The sequence below is a fragment of the Geobacter sp. OR-1 genome (assembly GCF_000813145.1).
GTDB lineage: Bacteria > Desulfobacterota > Desulfuromonadia > Geobacterales > DSM-12255 > Geoanaerobacter.
This window is the reverse complement of record NZ_BAZF01000031.1, coordinates 1-17146: the sequence shown is the minus strand read 5'-3', so window position 1 is coordinate 17146 and position 17146 is coordinate 1. Positions and strand designations below refer to the sequence as shown.

General features: G+C 55.8%; 16 protein-coding genes and 1 CRISPR repeat array. Of the genes, 1 reads left to right on the top strand and 15 read right to left on the bottom strand.

Annotated elements, in window-relative coordinates; all coding sequences use genetic code 11:
- Nucleotides 1-4: 4 nt before the first annotated feature.
- Together OR1_RS19535 and OR1_RS19530 are read right to left on the bottom strand one after the other, a co-directional pair.
- Entirely contained in the window at nt 5-634 is a 630-nt protein-coding gene (locus OR1_RS19535) for an MBL fold metallo-hydrolase (protein ID WP_041974634.1), read from the bottom strand.
- 128 nt (nt 635-762) lie between these two features.
- Complete coding sequence (locus tag OR1_RS19530) at nt 763-1863, bottom strand: 3'-5' exoribonuclease YhaM family protein (RefSeq protein ID WP_041974605.1); 1101 nt, start codon at nt 1861-1863, stop codon at nt 763-765.
- Between the two features lie 327 nt (nt 1864-2190).
- On the opposite strand from OR1_RS19530, the gene OR1_RS21210 reads away from it, so the two are divergent.
- Entirely contained in the window at nt 2191-4419 is a 2229-nt protein-coding gene (locus tag OR1_RS21210; RefSeq protein WP_160295285.1) for an Ig-like domain-containing protein, read from the top strand.
- A 10-nt stretch (nt 4420-4429) separates the two neighbouring features.
- Here OR1_RS21210 and OR1_RS19520 read toward each other — a convergent pair whose 3' ends face one another.
- The 13 genes from OR1_RS19520 to OR1_RS22380 form a co-directional block, all read right to left on the bottom strand.
- Nucleotides 4430-6013, bottom strand: a complete 1584-nt coding sequence (locus OR1_RS19520; protein ID WP_041974603.1) for an NAD(P)/FAD-dependent oxidoreductase — start codon at nt 6011-6013, stop codon at nt 4430-4432.
- A 5-nt stretch (nt 6014-6018) separates the two neighbouring features.
- Complete coding sequence (locus OR1_RS19515; RefSeq protein WP_041974601.1) at nt 6019-6429, bottom strand: response regulator transcription factor; 411 nt, start codon at nt 6427-6429, stop codon at nt 6019-6021.
- Between the two features lie 13 nt (nt 6430-6442).
- Nucleotides 6443-7633 carry a response regulator gene (locus OR1_RS19510; RefSeq protein WP_041974599.1) on the bottom strand — a complete coding sequence of 397 codons (1191 nt, stop codon included), beginning with the start codon at nt 7631-7633 and terminating at the stop codon, nt 6443-6445.
- A 72-nt stretch (nt 7634-7705) separates the two neighbouring features.
- Nucleotides 7706-8149, bottom strand: coding sequence for a universal stress protein (locus OR1_RS19505; RefSeq protein WP_041974597.1), 444 nt, complete (start codon nt 8147-8149; stop codon nt 7706-7708).
- A gap of 24 nt (nt 8150-8173) precedes the next feature.
- The gene (locus OR1_RS19500) at nt 8174-8554 is read right to left on the bottom strand and encodes a response regulator (RefSeq protein WP_237754371.1); all 381 of its coding nucleotides are present in this window, start codon (nt 8552-8554) and stop codon (nt 8174-8176) included.
- A gap of 71 nt (nt 8555-8625) precedes the next feature.
- Nucleotides 8626-9354 carry a GAF domain-containing protein gene (locus tag OR1_RS19495; protein WP_041974595.1) on the bottom strand — a complete coding sequence of 243 codons (729 nt, stop codon included), beginning with the start codon at nt 9352-9354 and terminating at the stop codon, nt 8626-8628.
- Between the two features lie 44 nt (nt 9355-9398).
- On the bottom strand, nt 9399-10226 hold the full coding sequence (locus tag OR1_RS19490; RefSeq protein WP_052440694.1) for a helix-turn-helix domain-containing protein: 828 nt from the start codon (nt 10224-10226) through the stop codon (nt 9399-9401).
- Nucleotides 10227-10234: 8 nt separating this feature from the next.
- Nucleotides 10235-10975, bottom strand: coding sequence for a lipopolysaccharide assembly protein LapB (locus tag OR1_RS19485; protein ID WP_041974593.1), 741 nt, complete (start codon nt 10973-10975; stop codon nt 10235-10237).
- A gap of 120 nt (nt 10976-11095) precedes the next feature.
- Entirely contained in the window at nt 11096-12016 is a 921-nt protein-coding gene (locus OR1_RS19480; protein ID WP_041974591.1) for a PfkB family carbohydrate kinase, read from the bottom strand.
- 148 nt (nt 12017-12164) lie between these two features.
- The gene (mtnP, locus tag OR1_RS19475; RefSeq protein WP_041974589.1) at nt 12165-13028 is read right to left on the bottom strand and encodes an S-methyl-5'-thioadenosine phosphorylase; all 864 of its coding nucleotides are present in this window, start codon (nt 13026-13028) and stop codon (nt 12165-12167) included.
- 66 nt (nt 13029-13094) lie between these two features.
- Nucleotides 13095-13547, bottom strand: a complete 453-nt coding sequence (locus OR1_RS19470) for a peptidylprolyl isomerase (protein WP_041974587.1) — start codon at nt 13545-13547, stop codon at nt 13095-13097.
- Nucleotides 13548-13849: 302 nt separating this feature from the next.
- Nucleotides 13850-15943, bottom strand: a complete 2094-nt coding sequence (locus OR1_RS21840; RefSeq protein ID WP_082003053.1) for a methyl-accepting chemotaxis protein — start codon at nt 15941-15943, stop codon at nt 13850-13852.
- 326 nt (nt 15944-16269) lie between these two features.
- The gene (locus OR1_RS22380) at nt 16270-16425 is read right to left on the bottom strand and encodes a hypothetical protein (RefSeq protein ID WP_160295284.1); all 156 of its coding nucleotides are present in this window, start codon (nt 16423-16425) and stop codon (nt 16270-16272) included.
- A gap of 148 nt (nt 16426-16573) precedes the next feature.
- Nucleotides 16574-17146: a CRISPR direct-repeat array (repeat unit 28 nt; unit sequence GGTTCATCCCCGCGCCTGCGGGGAACAT).

The window sequence follows — 17146 nt, the reverse complement described above, 5'->3', positions numbered from 1 at the left end:
CGGCCTATTTCAGCCATTCGTTGTCCCGCTTTTCCCTGCCGATGGTGGTTGAGGGGCCGTGCCCCGGAATCACGACGGTATCGTCAGGTAGGGTAAAAAGCTTGTTTTTTATCGATGTAATCAGCGCTTCGTGCGAACCGCCGGGAAGATCGGTGCGGCCGACCGAATCGGCAAAAAGGGTATCGCCGGTGATAACCAGGTTCCGATCCGCCAGGTAGAGTGAACAACCGCCCGGTGTGTGGCCGGGGGTATGGATCACCCTGATGGCGGTGGTCCCGACGTTAATAACCATGCCGTCCTCCAGATGCTTGTCCGGCAGCGGCGAGTTATCTGCCTTCAGGCCATACATGTTGGAGACCTCGACCGCCCTGGCCAGCTGCGGTTCATCCGCAGCATGAACCATCAACTTTGCCCCGGTAGCCTCCAGCACCGCCTTGTTACCGCCGATATGATCGAAATGACCATGGGTGTTTATCACCCGGACGATATTGAGCTTGCGCCGCTTCACGGCATCGAGAATCCTGCCCGGTTCCGCGCCGGGATCCACGACAATCCCATCGCCATTACCGCAATCGATCACCAGACAGTTGACCCCCAGAGAGCCGACGACCAGCGTTTCCATCAAATCAGACATTGATTTTCCCTCCGTCTTCTTATGCATTTCAGCCGGCTTGCTGCAGGATACAATGGTAACCAGAGCCGCAAACAACGCCAGCAGACTTAACACGATCCGGTTAATTTCAGCAGTTGACACCGCAGCCCTCAAAAGAGATCAAGGTTTTCGTTATTCAGCTTCTCGAAAGGGTTATTGTGGAACCCTTTTTTCTCCCTTTCCACCGGCTTGGGCGTATTCTCAACAGGCTTCGGCACTGGCACCGGATCCGGATCAGCGTCCAGATCGTCCTGGGAATAATCGGTAGCATCCTTGAAATAATACCGGTCGTACAGTTTGTGGTAGGAACTCCAGCGCGACTGGCTGTCCGGCTCCCTGCCGATATGGGTGCGGATACCGTTGATCTTGGCGTCGAGGTCGTCGAGGTAGTTGAGGATCGTTGCTTCGATTGTCTTGGGCCGTTTCGGCGAGCCGTACTCGTACTGGCCGTGATGCGACAGTATCATATGTTTCAGAAGGATAGCTGTTTCGGCCGGGAAACCGGCGATCCCGGAAACCTTCTCCTGGATCATCTCAACCCCGATGGTGATGTGGCCGATCAGTTTTCCCTCGTCCGTATAGTCAAAGGAGCGGAGGTAGGCCATCTCCCGCACCTTGCCGATGTCGTGCAGGAGGGCGCCGGCGATCAGCAGGTCGCGGTTGAGAGGGGAGTAAAGCGGCGCTATCGTATCGACCAGCCTGGCGACCGCCAGAGAGTGTTCAAGCAACCCGCCGAGATAGACATGATGCATCCCCTTGGCCGCCGGTGCGATCCGGTAACCGGCCATGAAACCGGCGTCACCGAGGAACGCCTCCATGAGCAGGCGGAGATGCCGATCCGTTATGGATGACACAACCGTCCCGAGCTCCCGTTCCATCTCGGCAATATCACGGGCTGTCATTGGCAGGAAATCGGCAAGTTCGACCGCGCTTTCCGGTATCCGTTTCAGATCGGCTACAACCAGCTGCATTTTGCCCAGATACACAGTCGCCTTGCCGCGAACCGCAATAAAGTCGTCCTTGTCGAATACGGCTCCAAGTTCGTCCACATTGTCCCAGACCTTGGCCTCGATCTCGCCGCTCTTGTCCATCAGCCTGAGATTCATGTAAGGTTTGCCGTTTTTGGCCATTGCAGCGATCTTGTCCTTGACCAGAAAGATCGAATCGACCGGGTCGCGATCTTTTATTCCGGAAACAAATTTCTTAGTCACGTCATTCCCCATTCTTCAAACGGACAGGAGTCCGTCGAACGTCACCGGCGGCACAACCGCCTTGATACGGTTAAATACCACAAAACAGCCGGAAACACAAAGGCGGATGACTGGGCGGCCTGGCCGAAGAAAGTGATCTGCATCACCGGTTGCAAAATCTAGCGACGAATAAGACCTTTGGATATTTCGATGGTTACACTATTGGGTGAATTTTTTTCCATCCCAAAACTTTATTAACAAGCTAAATGGCGGTAATATGATATACTATTTTTCAATATTATGATTCCTTCATTTGTGACGAGAAGGGGGACATCAACGATGCGACAGATGATCAAAAGACATATCGGGCAGATTCTGCTTGATGGCAGATTCCTTTCCCGAAGCGATCTCGAACGTGCCCTTGATGAACAGAAACAGACCAAAGAACTCCTAGGCCAGGTCCTGGTCAGGATGGGAGTTCTCAAGGCAAGGGATGTCAACGCGCCGCTGATGGTGCAGGAGCATCTCAGCCACCTCGAAGATGCCGTCAGGATCGCTGCCGGAGAGCGGCAACTGCTGGGCGCACTGCTGGTGCAATCGGGGCGGATTACCGGTGACCAGCTCGATCAGGCAATCTCCGAGCAGAAGAGAACCGGAGAAAAACTGGGCGAGATCTTTACCCGCCTCGGCATGCTCACGGAACGGCAGCTCGCCGCCCTGCTCGACTTTCAACAGAACCAGACGGAAAAAACCCCGGGCCCGTTAAGGCTGGGGGAGCTGCTCGTTGCCACAGGCCATATCTCCAGAGAACAGCTGGAAAAAGCCCTTTCCAAACAGGCATTGTCCCGGAAAAAACTCGGCGAGGTCCTGGTAGAAGAGGGGTACGCACGTCCCGGCCAGATAACGCATGGAATCCGTTTACAAAAAATGCTCGTCAATTCGGTACTGGCGGCCATTCTTTCCCTGAGCATGAGTTCCGCCGCTTCTGCAGCAAGCGTCAAACTGCAGTGGGATCCGAACACCGAGACCGACCTGGCCGGGTACAAGGTATATTACGCAGAACACTCCGCATCGCTAGACGGAGTTACCCCGATTGTCGTACAGAACGGGACCACGGCAACCATCAATGGTCTTGATCCTGGGAAATCATACCGCTTCGCAGTCACGGCGTATAACACCGCGGATATGGAAAGCGGCATGTCCAATGTCCTGACAGTTGCCGAAATCACACCCCCCACTGTGGAAATAACCTCTCCTGCAGATGCGAACAATGTGAGCGGAACCGTTTCAATCAATGTCAGCGCCGATGATAACGTCGGCGTCACCAAGGTCGAGTTCTATATAAATAATCAGCTAAAGGGGGCTGACACCGCATCCCCCTATCTCTATTCCTGGGACACCTCAACCCTGCCTCAAGGGGCTTACACCCTCATGGCCAAGGCCTATGACGCGGCCGGCAATGTCAGTCAGTCGAGCAAAACCGTGACAGTCCTGAACGACACAATCCCGCCGACAGTCGCAGTAACTGCACCGGCCGACAATGCCGTAGTCAGCGGAGGAATTACAATAAAAGCCAATGCAGTCGACAATGTCGGGGTCAGCATGGTTGAGATCTACGCCAACGGGGTCCTCCTGTTCGCCGGCAATGCCGCCCCGTACAACTTCACCTGGGACACCAGATCAGTGGCAAACGGCAGCTACATCTTGACCGCCAGGGCTTCGGACAATAAGGGTAACATCGCTAACTCTTCCACCGTGACAGTAACCGTGGCCAACCAGGTAGCTGACACGACCGCGCCGACCATCAGCGCATTCACCCTCCCGGCAACGGCAGCTTCGCTGACCGTACCGGTAGCTGGTTTTACGGCAACCGACAATGTGGCCGTAACGGGATTCATGATCACCGAAAGTGCCACGCCCCCCGCCGCGGGAGCAGCCGGCTGGAGCGCCTCGGCGCCGGCCAGCATCACCTTCGGTTCTGCCGGGGCCAAAACCGTCTATGCCTGGGTCAAGGATGCCGGCGGCAATGTCTCTGCAGCGAGTTCTGCCGCAGTAATCATTACCCTGCAGGATAAGACCGCGCCGACCATCAGCGCATTCACCCTCCCTGCAACGGCAGCTTCACTTACAGTACCGGTTACAGGGCTTACTGCGGCCGACAACGTGGCCGTTACCGGCTACATGATCACGGAAAGCAGCACTCCTCCTTCTGCCGATGCCGCCGGCTGGAGCGCCTCGATACCTACAAGCATCACCTTCGGTTCTGCCGGGGCCAAAACTGCCTATGCCTGGGTCAAGGACGCCAGCGGCAATGTTTCCGCTGCCAGCACTGCAACAGTAGCCATTACCCTGCCGAACAATGCTCCTGCCCCAGCGCCGGCAACCGAGAATTTGACCATAGTTGACGCCACCCTCGCAGTACAGGCGTCCATCGGTAAAATTCAACTTACTAATGAGCAAAAGTCCCGTCTGGATGTGGCGCCGGTTGTTAACGGGGTTTCTAAACCGAACGCCAAGGTAGATACCGGAGACGCGATCGTCATTCTTTCTAAGCTTGTCGGAAAGATTGCGAAATAGGAGGGGATGATCAGCTCGTGATTCGGGCGGCGATCGCATCCGCCACCCGGATGCCGTCCAGGGCGGCGCTCATGATGCCGCCCGCGTATCCGGCCCCTTCACCGGCAGGATACAACCCTTTGACAGCGGCGGCTTGCTGGTCGCCACCCCGTACGATCCGCACCGGCGCCGAAGTACGGGTCTCGACCCCAACCAGAGTGGCCTCGCTAGTCATAAAACCACGCATCTTTCGCTCGAAACTACGGATTCCGTTTCTGAGGGTAGTAACGACATAGCCGGGGAGAATGGCGCTGAGATCGGCTTCGACCACCCCGGGACGGTAGCTGCTTCTGGTACAACCTTGCGTGACCTGCCCCATAAATGACATTAGATTCTGGGCCGGCGCATGGAACCCTCCGCCGCCTGCGGCAAAGGCCTTCATTTCCAGATCCCGCTGAAACAATACCCCGCTAAGCGAAGAGCCGCCGGGGAAATCGTCTCTTCCTACCGTTACCACCAGCGCGCTGTTTGCCCAGGGTGAGTTGCGGAGATGGTTGCTCATCCCGTTTGTCACCACCCCGCCCGCTTCTGAAGCGCCGGCAACCACCACCCCACCCGGGCACATGCAGAACGAATAGGCAGAGCGTCCGGTGGCCGGGTCATTGAAGGCAAGGGCGTAGTCTGCAGGCGGGAGCTGCGGATGCGAAGGGAGGCCGTACTGGATCCTGTTGATCAGCTCCTGGGGGTGTTCCACACGAACTCCTACTGCGAAAGGTTTCAGCTCCAGCTGTACCCCCTGCCGCGCAAGCATCCGATAGGTATCCCGGGCACTGTTGCCCGGAGCGAGCACCACGGAATCGCAAGGTATTTCCTCGGAGCCGTTGGCTATAACTCCGCGCAACCCTCCTGCGGAAATCATGAGGTCGGTCATGCAGGTCCCAAATCTGACCCGGCAACCGGAATCCTCAAGAAAGCGCCTGATATTTGAGACCACGGTCCGGAGCCGGTCGGTTCCTATATGCGGTTTTGCCAGATAACGGATCTCGGGCGGCGCGCCGAACTCCACCATTCGTTGCAGCACATACCCGATCTGCGGGTCCCTGACCCTGGTGGTCAGCTTGCCGTCGGAAAAGGTTCCGGCCCCGCCTTCCCCAAACTGCACATTGCTCTCCGGGTCAAGAGTCCCCTTCCCCCAGAACGCCTGCACGTCCTTAAGCCGGTCGGCCACCGGCTTGCCCCGCTCGAGAATCGTGGCGGAAAGGCCGTAATCGGCCAGCCGGAGCGCAGCAAACAGTCCGGCCGGCCCGGACCCGACAATGACAATCCGTTCTCCTGATGAAATCCGCGGGAAACTGCTGGGGGCTTCTTCCGGGATCACGGAGAAATCGGCGTCGGCTTCGTGACGCCGGCAGAGCGGCTCTTCATCGGCCACCCTGAAACTCACAGTCAGCACGAAAGATATCCGTCCCTTGCGACGGGCGTCAATTCCCTTGCGCAGGAGGCGCCATTCGAGTATTTCAGCTGGGGGTATTCCGAGGCGAACGGCCAGAAGCGCCGGTATCAGCGATTCGTCGGTGCCGAGCGGTACGATGAGATTACGCAGCAGAAACAGCATCGGATTCAGGAACCGGATTCTGTCGAACGGGCCCGTTCCAGGAGTTGTTCCACAATAATGACAACATCGAACGGCGGAGTTGATTTGGGGATGTGAACCTTGGCGCCCATCTCCGGGAGTTCGTGTTCATGGGGAGATCCGTGAAACATCGAGGTCATGAGAATGATGATCGGCTGGTGCTCCGACGAAGCCCGTCTGGTGATCTCCATGCAGGTACTGACCCCACCCATACGGGGCATGATCAGATCGGTAATGACGACGTCGGGTCGATTGTCGAGATACGCCTTCAACCCCTCCACGCCGTCACCGGCAGTAATCACGTCAAACCCCATCTCTTCAAAGGTATTACCCATAGAACGGAGGAAAAGCGGGTCATCATCGATCAGAAGCACTTTGGTCCGGGCCAGCTCTTTCATGAATAAACCTCGATCATTCCGCAGCCGGCAGAGGAAGCAGAATACAGAAGGTTGTCCCGGTCTTGTCGCTCTTCTCCACGCCGATCTTGCCGCCATAGGTCTTGACTATTCTCAGGACCACCGATAGTCCCAGGCCGCTCCCCTTGTTCTTGGTGGTAAAGAATGGGTCAAAAATATTGGCCAGGTTTTCCTTCGGTATCCCCCCGCCGGTATCGCTGACCCTGATGACCACCTCTTTGCCGTCGTGGTCGAGCTGCACCCTGAGCCGCCCTTCTTGCGGCATTTCGTGGATGGAATTCAGAAAGAGATTGACAAATATCTGTTCCAGCTCGGACGGATCGGCCTGAATGGCCGGCGGGAGATTGCGGAAATCGCGCTCGACGACAATCCTGTTCTGATCGAGCTGGGGGCGGAAGGCCTCCAGGGTCTGATCGATCAACTGGTCGATCCGCACTTCCTTCAGCTCGAACCGCGGCCGTTTCGAGGCATCGAGCAGTTTCCGCACAATGGTGTCGATCCGGTCCACTTCCTTGAGTATCTTGTCCACGTAACCGCACAGTTCGGGATCATCAATGCCGGACTTGATCAGCTGTACGAACAGCGTGATCGAATTGAGGGGATTCCTGATTTCATGGGCAACACCGGCAGAGAGGTAACCGAGCGACGCGAGCTTCTCGGCCTGGACATTTTCCGCCTGGACCCGTTGCAGCGCCTCGGTCTTCTCCTGAACCCTGATCTCCAGCTGCCGGTTCCATTGCTCGATCTCCCCCAGCAGCCGTTCCTTTTCCTTTATCAGCTCCCGGTTGCTGATTTCAACTTGGCGAATCCTGAGGACATTCTCGATCCGGTCGGCGAGATCCTGATTATTGAACGGCTTGAGAATATAGTCGTAGGCGCCCGCCTTCATGAGCTCAACGGCAATCTCCTCACTCCCCTTGCCGGTGAACATGATTACATAGGTATCGGGATAACGCTCCCGGATGATTTTGAGTGCGGTAAGGCCATCGATTCCGGGCATCATGTAATCGAGCAGCACCAGCTCCGGATGGCGGGTCTCGATGATATCAAACCCGTCGGCCGCGTCTCCGGCGGTGTATACCGTGTAGCCGCGGTTCCGCAGAATGATGGAGGTGAGATCGAGGATTACCTTCTCGTCGTCAATGATCAGTATATTCTGATTTTTTGGAGATACTATGGTTTTCATTAATGGAGAGAACGAAGAAAAGGGCAGCATCGGCTGCCCTTAAACCTTTCGGATATTAATGTCAAATCGTTGTCAACTCATACGGACCGTCAGCACCGGACATTTGGCGGTGCGGACAACACGCTCGGCAGTGCTGCCGAATAGAAGATGATCGATGCCGGTGCGACCGTGAGTCCCCAGAACGATAAGATCGGCATGCTCCTCTTCGGACTTTTTCAGGATCTCCTCGTACGGGATCCCCGAAAGAATCAGGGTCTCGAAATTCGCAAAGCCACCCAGAGAGTTGGCGACGAACTTGTCCATCATCTTGCGCGCACCTTCCTCAATCTCCTGCTCCAGGCGATCGAAAGAGATATGTGGCACGTAAAATCCGCGCAGGTCTACCGGTTCGTTGATCACATGCACAATGATCAGTTTCGAGCCGAATTTAGTTGCCAGAGCCAGAGCATATTCACAGGCGTTCATCGAACTGTCGGAAAAATCGACTGCAAGCAGGATCTTATCAAAGTTTTGCATATTAGGCTCCGTACCGCCAGCGCCTCAGTGGCTGGTCTCCTTGAAGATCTTTTTCAGAATCGATTTGAGTTCTTCGATCTTTACCGGTTTGTTGATGTATTCGAACGCACCCAGGTTCATCGCCTCAATATATGACTCCACGCCGCCATAGGCGGTAATCATGATGACATTGCTGTTGGGAAAGTTCTTGTTCAGTTCCTTGAGGAAGGTGATGCCGTTCATCTCCGGCATATTGATATCGGTAACAATGAGATTCACTTCCTGCTGGCGCAGAAAATTGAGCGCTTCAAAACCGTTTGAGACACTGTCGACCGTAAACCCTTCGTTGGTAAGCAGCTTTGACAGCCCGTAACGCGCATTCTCTTCATCATCCACAACAAGGATACGTTTTGAATGTTTCGACACAATATGCTCCCGGCTAAACTGTATCATAGCATCGCTAAGTCTAGCACGGGTCTTGTGGGTGTCAAGCCTGCTCAATTGCTTCCGCTTGCTTCGGCTGCCTTCTTTCTCAGCTTGACGGCAGTAACTATCAGATTGGCGATGATAGACACAAAATAGATCTCATCCTCGTTGAATGTTTTCATCGAAGTGGAGTTGAGATTGATTACCCCATACACCGCGCTCTTGTCGGCAATGGGATAGGAAAGCATGGAATTGTATTTCTCTTCCTGCAGTTCCGTGAACGGCTTGTACCGGGGATCGCGCGATGCCTGGCTCAGAGCGATATGCTGGCGATCCTTGGCAACCGTGCCGGTGATCCCTTCGCCGATCCTGATCCGGATTTTGCCGATAAACGAAGGGTCGAAGCCATGGGTCGCCGCCATAACCAGTTCGTCGCCATCCATCAGGTAGATACTGCAAACGCTCACTTTCAGCTGCCCGGCAACCTTGGTCACCAGTTGCTGGAGGATCTCCGGCAGGTCGTAATCGGAAGAGACCAGCATGCTGATCTCCTCAAGAGAAATGATTTCCAGATGTTCGCGATTGGCCCGCTGCATGGTGAGCACCATCTTCTCTTTTTCGCTTTCGATAAAAGGCGTGAAGCTGGCGCGGCTGATGAACGGATTCACGGTCTTGACCTTTTCGGTCATGGCGCGGAAATCGGAGAACCCGCAACTGCAGGTAAGTTTTACCCGATAATTGTCTATCCGCTGGGTTTTCATCGATCTGCCGCATTTACGGCATCGCGAGACCAATTGCATGCAATATCTCCTTTGGTGTCATCCCTCAAGGCGCTTCCGGCGATCTACTGAATCGACGCCCCTTCGGGCCTTATCACTACATGTGCCTTTTTTCCCGCTGCCCCGAATGGCGCGAGGGGTTTGCCGTTCACCTCGCCCTCAACGCCGCCGGCATTACCGATATCAATGGTTATCAGGCTGTCGGCCTTCCATTCGATCAGGTCTCCGGCCTTGAGATCGTACTGCTTGGAAAGACGGCCATCAATGTCCACATTCAGCCAGCTGTCCTGGTTTACTTTCAATTTCAGGATCAGACCTTCCTTTTGAGGCTCGGCAACAGGTGCGGCAGATACTGGCGCTTCATTTGTCTGTTGCACGGGAGCAGCTACCGGAGCAGCGGCTGGTTTGCTGCTGGAAGGCTGGGGTTGCACAGGCGCCGGCCGGGAGGTTTGCGCTGTTTCCGGCTTTACCGCAGGGCGATTGACCGGTGGCCGCGGGTTGGTATCGACAAAGATCGATACCAGAAGCACCAGAGACAGCAGGATCACCGGCAACACCCATCTGCGGCCAGTTTTCTGCGCTTGGGGGACCGGGTTCTCATCTGCTGGAGGACGGACCGGTGCCGCACCGCCGGACATCTTCATATCATATCTGGCAACGGCCTCGTCGGCGGATATCCCCAGATAGCCGGCATAGATCCTCAGAAACCCCTTGCAGTATGCAGGACCGGGAAGCCTGTCAAAATCCTCCTTCTCCAGGGCATCGATATACGCCTTGCTGATCCTGGTGATATCGGCGGCCTCTTCCAGGGAAACTCCCTTTGCCTCGCGGCTCTGCAACAGCCATTGCCCGAGTCCTGAACCGTATCCGTTTTGCATGGTTGCTTCGGTCACCCCGGACCTCACCTGAGAAGATCGAGATACTCGCGTGCCTGGCGGCCCAAATCGCTGTCCGGGGCCAAGCGCACTACCTCCCTGAACTCATCCTTAGCTCTGCTGTTGTCTGTTGCTTTCATAAGGGCAAGGCCGAGGTAGTAATGGGCATTAACATACCCCTTTGCCAGATCGATCCCGCGGCGGAACTCTTCCGCGGCCAGTTCGAGCCGGTTTTGCGCGAAATATACCCGGCCCAGCGCCACCCGCGCCTGATGATTACGCGGATATGCCGAAACTGCGGCTTTCATGGCAGTAAGGGCCTTTTCCAGATCACCCTTGCCGAGATAAGCGAGCCCGAGATTGATACCGGCAGATTCCTGGCCCTGATAAAAAATATCGTCTGTGACCGCTTTCAGATGGGTAATGGCGTCGTCCCATCGCTGCATCTCCATATAATTTACCGCGAGATGATTGCGGGCCTCGGAAAACGATGGCTTGATCTCAAGCGCCTTGAGGTACTTCTGTTCCGCTATTTCATACTTTCCCTTCCGGAAATAGACCAACCCGAGGAAATTGAGCAGTTGCGGGTCGTCGGGCATGTATTTCTCCGCCTCGGTTAACTCAACCAGGGCCGAAGTAATATTCTGCTCCCGGAGATACGACTCCCCCATCTGGAAGTGATAAGCGGCCTTTTTCCGGTTCGCTTCGCTCAAGGCGCAGGCCGAACAGCCAAAGGCAATCAGAAGAACCAGCAGAACTGTGCGCACATCCCCCTCCGTCCGGCGCAATCGCTCCGGAGAGCCGATGACAGCCGTATGACAACGTGGTTACTGCCAAAAACTACCAAACAGACTGGGATTTGTCAACGCGGGCGGGTCAAGAACCGCTCAGATCCCCTCGGGAAGATCCTGGAAATGGGTCAGAGATTTGAAACTCCGGTATCGGGCCTCGATCTCCCGGTATTCAAGCCGCTTCATCCGGTCCAGGCTGAAGTCCTCGACATTGAATGACGCCATGACGGAACCGAACACAATCGCCTGCCGAATTCCATCTTCCGTCAGGTTGCCGGTGCCGGCCAGATACCCCATGAACCCTCCGGCGAACGTGTCGCCGGCGCCGGTCGGATCAAAGACCTCTTCCAGCGGATAAGCAGGCGCGGCAAATACCGAATCGGGCGTAAACATCAGTACCCCGTACTCGCCCCGCTTCACCACCAGCCTCTTGCAACCAAGCGCGATGATCCGGCGGGCCGCCTTGACCAGGTTCACCTCGCCGGTAAGCTGCCTCGCCTCCCCCTCGTTGATCACGACGATATCCACCTTCTGCAGCACTTTTTTCAGCACCTCAGGCTTTAACGAGATCCAGAAATTCATGGTGTCGCAGGCAACAAGCTTCGGCTTCCTCACCTGGCTGAGCACCTCCAGCTGCAGGTCGGGATCGATATTGGCCAGGAACAGGAATTCCGCGTCGCGGTAAGATTCGGGCAGGTCGGGCCGGAACTCCATCAACACGTTCAGCTGGGTGTCAAGGGTCTGGGCCTCGTTCAGGTCATAACCGTACCGGCCGCTCCAATGAAAGGTCTTCCCCGGTATCCGTTGCAGTCCGTCAGTATTGATCTCCCGCGACTGCAGAAACTGCACATGCTCTTCCGGGAAATCCTCCCCTACCACTGCAACCAGGGAGACATCGGTAAAAAAGCTGGCCGAGGTCGAAAAATAGGTGGCTGACCCGCCCAGCACATTCTCCCCTCTGCCGAACGGGGTTTCCACCGTATCAAAAGCCACGGTGCCGACAACTACTATACCCATAGGTTATTCTCCTGAGACTCAGACATTATCCTCACAACATGTCCTTTTTTTTACCGCAAAGCCGCAAAGTCCGCAAAGGTAACCAAAGGATGCAAAACTTCTTGGCATTTCTTTGCGCCCTTGGCGTCTTTGCGGTTCAATAAGTAATTCAAAGATACTTGCCGACCAGAATATCCAGCTTCTGCTTGGCACTCTCCGGTATCGCCTTCCGGTCGGTGATTACGGCATACTGCATCGCATCGGCGCACGGACAGCCGCGGTCAGGTGCAATTTCGGCCACGGCATTGCGGATGATGTTCTTGGCCATGGCCACATTCTGGTGGATGATCTTGATGATCGCCTCCACGGTCACATCGTCGTGCGAATCATGCCAGCAGTCGTAATCGGTCGAAAGGGCGATGATGCCGTAACAGATCTCTGCCTCGCGGGCGAGTTTCGCCTCGGTCAGGTTGGTCATGCCGATTACCGAAGCCCCGAGCCCCAGGTACATGAACGATTCCGCCCGGGTCGAGAACGCCGGACCCTCCATGCAGATATAGGCCCCGCCCTTGTGGACCGTTGCGCCCGCTTTCCGGGCGGCATCGAACAGGGTGTCGGAAAGCCGGTGGCAGACCGGGTCCGCAAAGCCGACATGCGCCACAACCCCGTCGCCGAAGAAGGTATCCTTCCTGATCCCTTTGGTACGGTCGATGAACTGATCCGGAATAACGATATGTCCGGGCTCGATCGCCTCTTTGAGGCTGCCGACCGCGGAAACGGAAATGATCTGCCCGACCCCCAGCTTTTTCATGCCATAGATGTTGGCCCGGTAATTGACCTCGGACGGGAGCAGCCGATGCCCCTTGCCGTGCCGCGGCAAAAAGACCATCTTCACTCCATTGAGAACGCCGGTAACAAATTCGTCCGACGGGTCGCCGAACGGTGTAGCCACCTTTATCTGCTCAACTTTTTCCATCCCCTCCATTTCATACAAACCGCTGCCGCCGATCACGCCGATAACCTGATCAGACATGGATCACCTCCGAAAACGCATCATATTTGAATTTGCATCACTGCAGATGGATTTGTTACGAAACCGTCAACCTATTTCCACCAGCTTGATATCGAACGTCAGGTCGCGCCCGGCAAGCGGGTGGTTGGCGTCGAGGGTCACTTCCGTGTCGGAAACTTCGGTAATAAGGACCGGGAAGGCCTCGCCGTCCTGACCCGTGACTTCGAGCTGGCCGCCGATCTCCGGCACCAAACCCTCCGGAAGCCTGCTCCGCTCCACCACGCCGACCAGTTCCTCCTGATACGGGCCATAGGCCTCATTCATCGGAATCTTGACTTCCTTGCTCTCACCCAGAGACATCCCGATTACCGCGGCCTCGAATCCCGGAATGACATTCCCTTCGCCGATGGTAAACTCCAGCGGCCCTGTTTCGCAGCCGCAAGCGTCGTCGTTGCACTCCGAAGAATCGAACACCTCGCCGTCGTCCAGCCTGCCGGTATAATGGACCTTTACCTTGTCCCCCTGTTTTGCCTTTTGCATGAAGCGCATCCTTTCAATTCAGAGGGGTCCGGTGACGGCCCGTCTGGAAATTTTTCCTTCCTGGCGCACTCTAGCAGAGAGGCAAGAGGAATTCCACCGGAAAAGAGGTCAATCGCCCGGGCTCGGCTCCGGTTACAAAGTGGAATGAACGGATCGGTCAACCTGAACAGGCCGGAGTAACTGCCGGAAATTGCGACTATGGATCAGGAAAGGCACCGAATGGAATGGAAGGGAGAGTGATGCCGCTTCAGGGACAGGAAGACGGACTGCCTCCCTGTCCCTGAGCCGCGGATCAGGAAACACTAGAACTTTTCGAACCTGTCATCGATATTATCGCAACCCAGATTCAAGGCTATCCCCGAATTCACTGCCAGCCGGGGAGTTTTTTCATAGCCGTTCGAGTATGCCGGAGCACCATCAAGCTGTTTCAGAAGCGGCAGCTTCGCGCCTTTGACCGTCTTTTGCATAACCCTGTGCTGGGCCTGGACCTCGTCCCCGATCCGGAAAAAGCCGATGCAGCTTTGCAACTGTTCCGCCTGGGCGCTGAGTTCCTCGGCAGTGGAGGCCATTTCCTCGCTTGCAGAAGCATTCTGCTGGATGACCTGATCCAGTTGCTGGATTGCCTTGTTGATCTGCTCTGAGCCACTGTCCTGTTCCCGGCAGGCGGCACTGATTTCCTGCACCAGTTCCGCGGTGCGCTGAATGTCCGGCACCATCTGCGACAGCATCTGTCCGGCTGCTTCGGCCACCTCGACACTCGAAGAGGAGAGATTGCTGATCTCGGCCGCGGCAGCCTGGCTCCGTTCCGCCAGCTTCCGGACTTCAGAAGCGACAACCGCAAACCCCTTGCCGTGCTCGCCGGCCCGTGCCGCCTCAATTGCCGCGTTCAGGGCCAACAGATTGGTCTGCCTGGCGATCTCCTCGATAATGCTGATCTTGCCGGCGATCTCCCTCATTGCCGTGACGGTCTGGTTGACTGCTTTCCCCCCTTCAATAGCGGCAGTGGCGCTCTTCATGGCGATCTTCTCGGTCTGCGACGCATTGTCGGCATTCTGACGGATATTGGAAGCCATCTCTTCCATCGAAGAAGAAGCCTCTTCAGCAGCAGCAGCCTGCTCGCTGGCCCCCTGACTCATCTCCTCGGAGCCCGATGAAAGTTCCTGGCTTCCGGAGGCCACATTGTCGGACGCCGACTTGACTTCCGCCACCACCGAGGAGAGTTTTTCCACCATTTTCAGGAGGGCGTGCATCAACTCGTCATCAGGAGAGCGTTCCTGCAGCTCCACCATGAGATTCCCCTTCGCTATTTCCCGCGCCGCAGCAGTGATACCGTTGGTTGCCCCGATCAGGATATTCAGGTTGTTTTTCACGCTATTGAAGTCGCCGTTGTAATGCTCGCTGATCACCGGCGGGATAACCCCCTTGCTGATCTTGTCCACGTAATCGGCCGCAACGTTGAGTGGCCCGATAACCGCGTCAAGGGTGCTGTTTACCCCGGACACGATCCGCTGAAAGTCTCCCAGATGCTTCGACGCATCCGCTCGAGTGGCAAGCTTACCCTCAACAGCGGACTTGGCGAGCATGTCGGCGTCGGCAACCAGGGCATTGATGCTGTCGGACATCCGTTCCATGGCACTGAGCAATTGGCCGGTTTCGTCTCTGGTATCGATCCGCACCTTGGTGCTGAGGTCGCCGGCAGCGATCTTCTCCGCGATCTGCACTGCCGAGCCGAGATTAGCCTTGATCTTCCGCGCCACAAAATAGGCAAGGAGAAAGATCAGCACCGCGCCGATAAGCGCGCCGATCATGATGTTTTTCTTCAACTTGAACAGTTCGGCCTGCACATCGTCCACATAGATGCCGCTGCCGATCACCCAGCCCCAGTCCTTGGCCAGCTTGATGTAGGAAATCTTGGCAACCGGCTTGGTCGACCCTTCCTTGGGCCACATGTATTCGATCACCCCTTCGCCCTTGTCCTTGGCCAGAGCCGCCATATCAACGAAGATCCGCTTGCCGTTCGGGTCCTTGGATTCGGCAAGGCTCTTTCCATCCAGCTCCGGCTTGATCGGATGCATGATCATCGTCGGTTCCAGGTCATTGATCCAGAAATACTCCTTACCGTCGTACCGCAGGTTTTTCACGGCAGCGATAGCCATCTTCTGGGCCTCGGCAAGCGTCAATTCGCCGCTTTTCACCTTGGCCTGATACCCTTCCACCAAGGTATACGAAACATCGACCACATTGCGGGTCGCACTTATCTTCTCCTGCATCAAGTCCTTTTCAAATTGAGGCAGGAAATAGAAGAAGATCCCGGAGAGGAATATCAGGATGGTGATGGCGGAGATACTGAGAATTTTGGTCAAAATCTTCCAGTTTTTGAATTTCAACATTTCCATAATGCCTCCTGTATCGGTTTCCAGGTTGTGACAGTGTCCGATATTTCGATTAGTTGCATAGCAGCCATAAAAATTAATCGTCACCAATACAGTCAACTTTAGGGTTTTTTAATATAATATCTTTAAGCTACAACCAAGGTATGAACTCGACTCAATACATGATCGGAACAATGACGGATCAATCGGATTGAGGATTGATTGCTTCACAAATCGTGGGACGTAAGCTCGCAGCTCAAGCAAAGGCAATGTGTGGGGTCAGCATTGGAATGGGTTATGAGTAAGTCAAGGTGAGCTACATGAGGGATCTAGGAGGATAGGACAAATGGCTAGGAGAAGCGACGCGACGCCTCCATTATGCCGCTTATCACCCCGAAGCCGATTGCCATGAAGGCTCCGGCCAGCAAAACGGCCGGCACTACCAACAGCCAGAACATGATCAGGCTAACCAATACAGCCAAGATGATCAGGACAAAGAATTCCATGAAGTAATAATACTACATGAACGAACTCCTGACTATATTCGGTTTATTTTCGGATCGAGCTGAGGGGAACAGGTTTTATTGATGCCGGAGAGGATACGAGTCGCAGATTCATACATAGATAATTGGAGCCACACCATGCGACTACGGGCGGTTCATCCCCGCGCCTGCGGGGAACATGGGGGGCGGTAGCATCTTGGCAGCAACACTGCGGTTCATCCCCGCGCCTGCGGGGAACATCAACCTCAGATATTGGCGCTCGCTCGCGCTCTCGGTTCATCCCCGCGCCTGCGGGGAACATAGCCGATCATCGAGGCGTACAAGGTTCGGCGGCGGTTCATCCCCGCGCCTGCGGGGAACATGTGTCGCCGTCGCGTTTGAGCTGTTCGATGACCGGTTCATCCCCGCGCCTGCGGGGAACATGGGCCAGAGCGCAGGTCATCGGAGCCGAACTGTGGTTCATCCCCGCGCCTGCGGGGAACATACGATATCTGCCTGATCGACTGCCCGCCGACACGGTTCATCCCCGCGCCTGCGGGGAACATAAGAACCGACAACGAAGGCAACTCCTGCACCGCGGTTCATCCCCGCGCCTGCGGGGAACATCTGCTCGTAGATGACGAGGCATTTGTAATCGTCGGTTCATCCCCGCGCCTGCGGGGAACATAGCGGCAATGCTATTGACCTGCATGGCCTTACCGGGTTCATCCTCGCGCCTGCGGGG

What these genes read in the sequence shown, in the direction of transcription:
- OR1_RS19535 (WP_041974634.1), bottom strand. Translation starts at nt 634, where the DNA reads ATGTCTGATTTGATGGAAACGCTGGTCGTCGGCTCTCTGGGGGTCAAC.
- OR1_RS21210 (WP_160295285.1), top strand. Translation starts at nt 2,191, where the DNA reads ATGATCAAAAGACATATCGGGCAGATTCTGCTTGATGGCAGATTCCTT.
- OR1_RS19520 (WP_041974603.1), bottom strand. Translation starts at nt 6,013, where the DNA reads ATGCTGTTTCTGCTGCGTAATCTCATCGTACCGCTCGGCACCGACGAA.
- OR1_RS19515 (WP_041974601.1), bottom strand. Translation starts at nt 6,429, where the DNA reads ATGAAAGAGCTGGCCCGGACCAAAGTGCTTCTGATCGATGATGACCCG.
- OR1_RS19510 (WP_041974599.1), bottom strand. Translation starts at nt 7,633, where the DNA reads ATGAAAACCATAGTATCTCCAAAAAATCAGAATATACTGATCATTGAC.
- OR1_RS19505 (WP_041974597.1), bottom strand. Translation starts at nt 8,149, where the DNA reads ATGCAAAACTTTGATAAGATCCTGCTTGCAGTCGATTTTTCCGACAGT.
- OR1_RS19495 (WP_041974595.1), bottom strand. Translation starts at nt 9,354, where the DNA reads ATGCAATTGGTCTCGCGATGCCGTAAATGCGGCAGATCGATGAAAACC.
- OR1_RS19480 (WP_041974591.1), bottom strand. Translation starts at nt 12,016, where the DNA reads ATGGGTATAGTAGTTGTCGGCACCGTGGCTTTTGATACGGTGGAAACC.
- mtnP (WP_041974589.1), bottom strand. Translation starts at nt 13,028, where the DNA reads ATGTCTGATCAGGTTATCGGCGTGATCGGCGGCAGCGGTTTGTATGAA.
- OR1_RS19470 (WP_041974587.1), bottom strand. Translation starts at nt 13,547, where the DNA reads ATGCAAAAGGCAAAACAGGGGGACAAGGTAAAGGTCCATTATACCGGC.
- OR1_RS21840 (WP_082003053.1), bottom strand. Translation starts at nt 15,943, where the DNA reads ATGGAAATGTTGAAATTCAAAAACTGGAAGATTTTGACCAAAATTCTC.
- OR1_RS22380 (WP_160295284.1), bottom strand. Translation starts at nt 16,425, where the DNA reads ATGGAATTCTTTGTCCTGATCATCTTGGCTGTATTGGTTAGCCTGATC.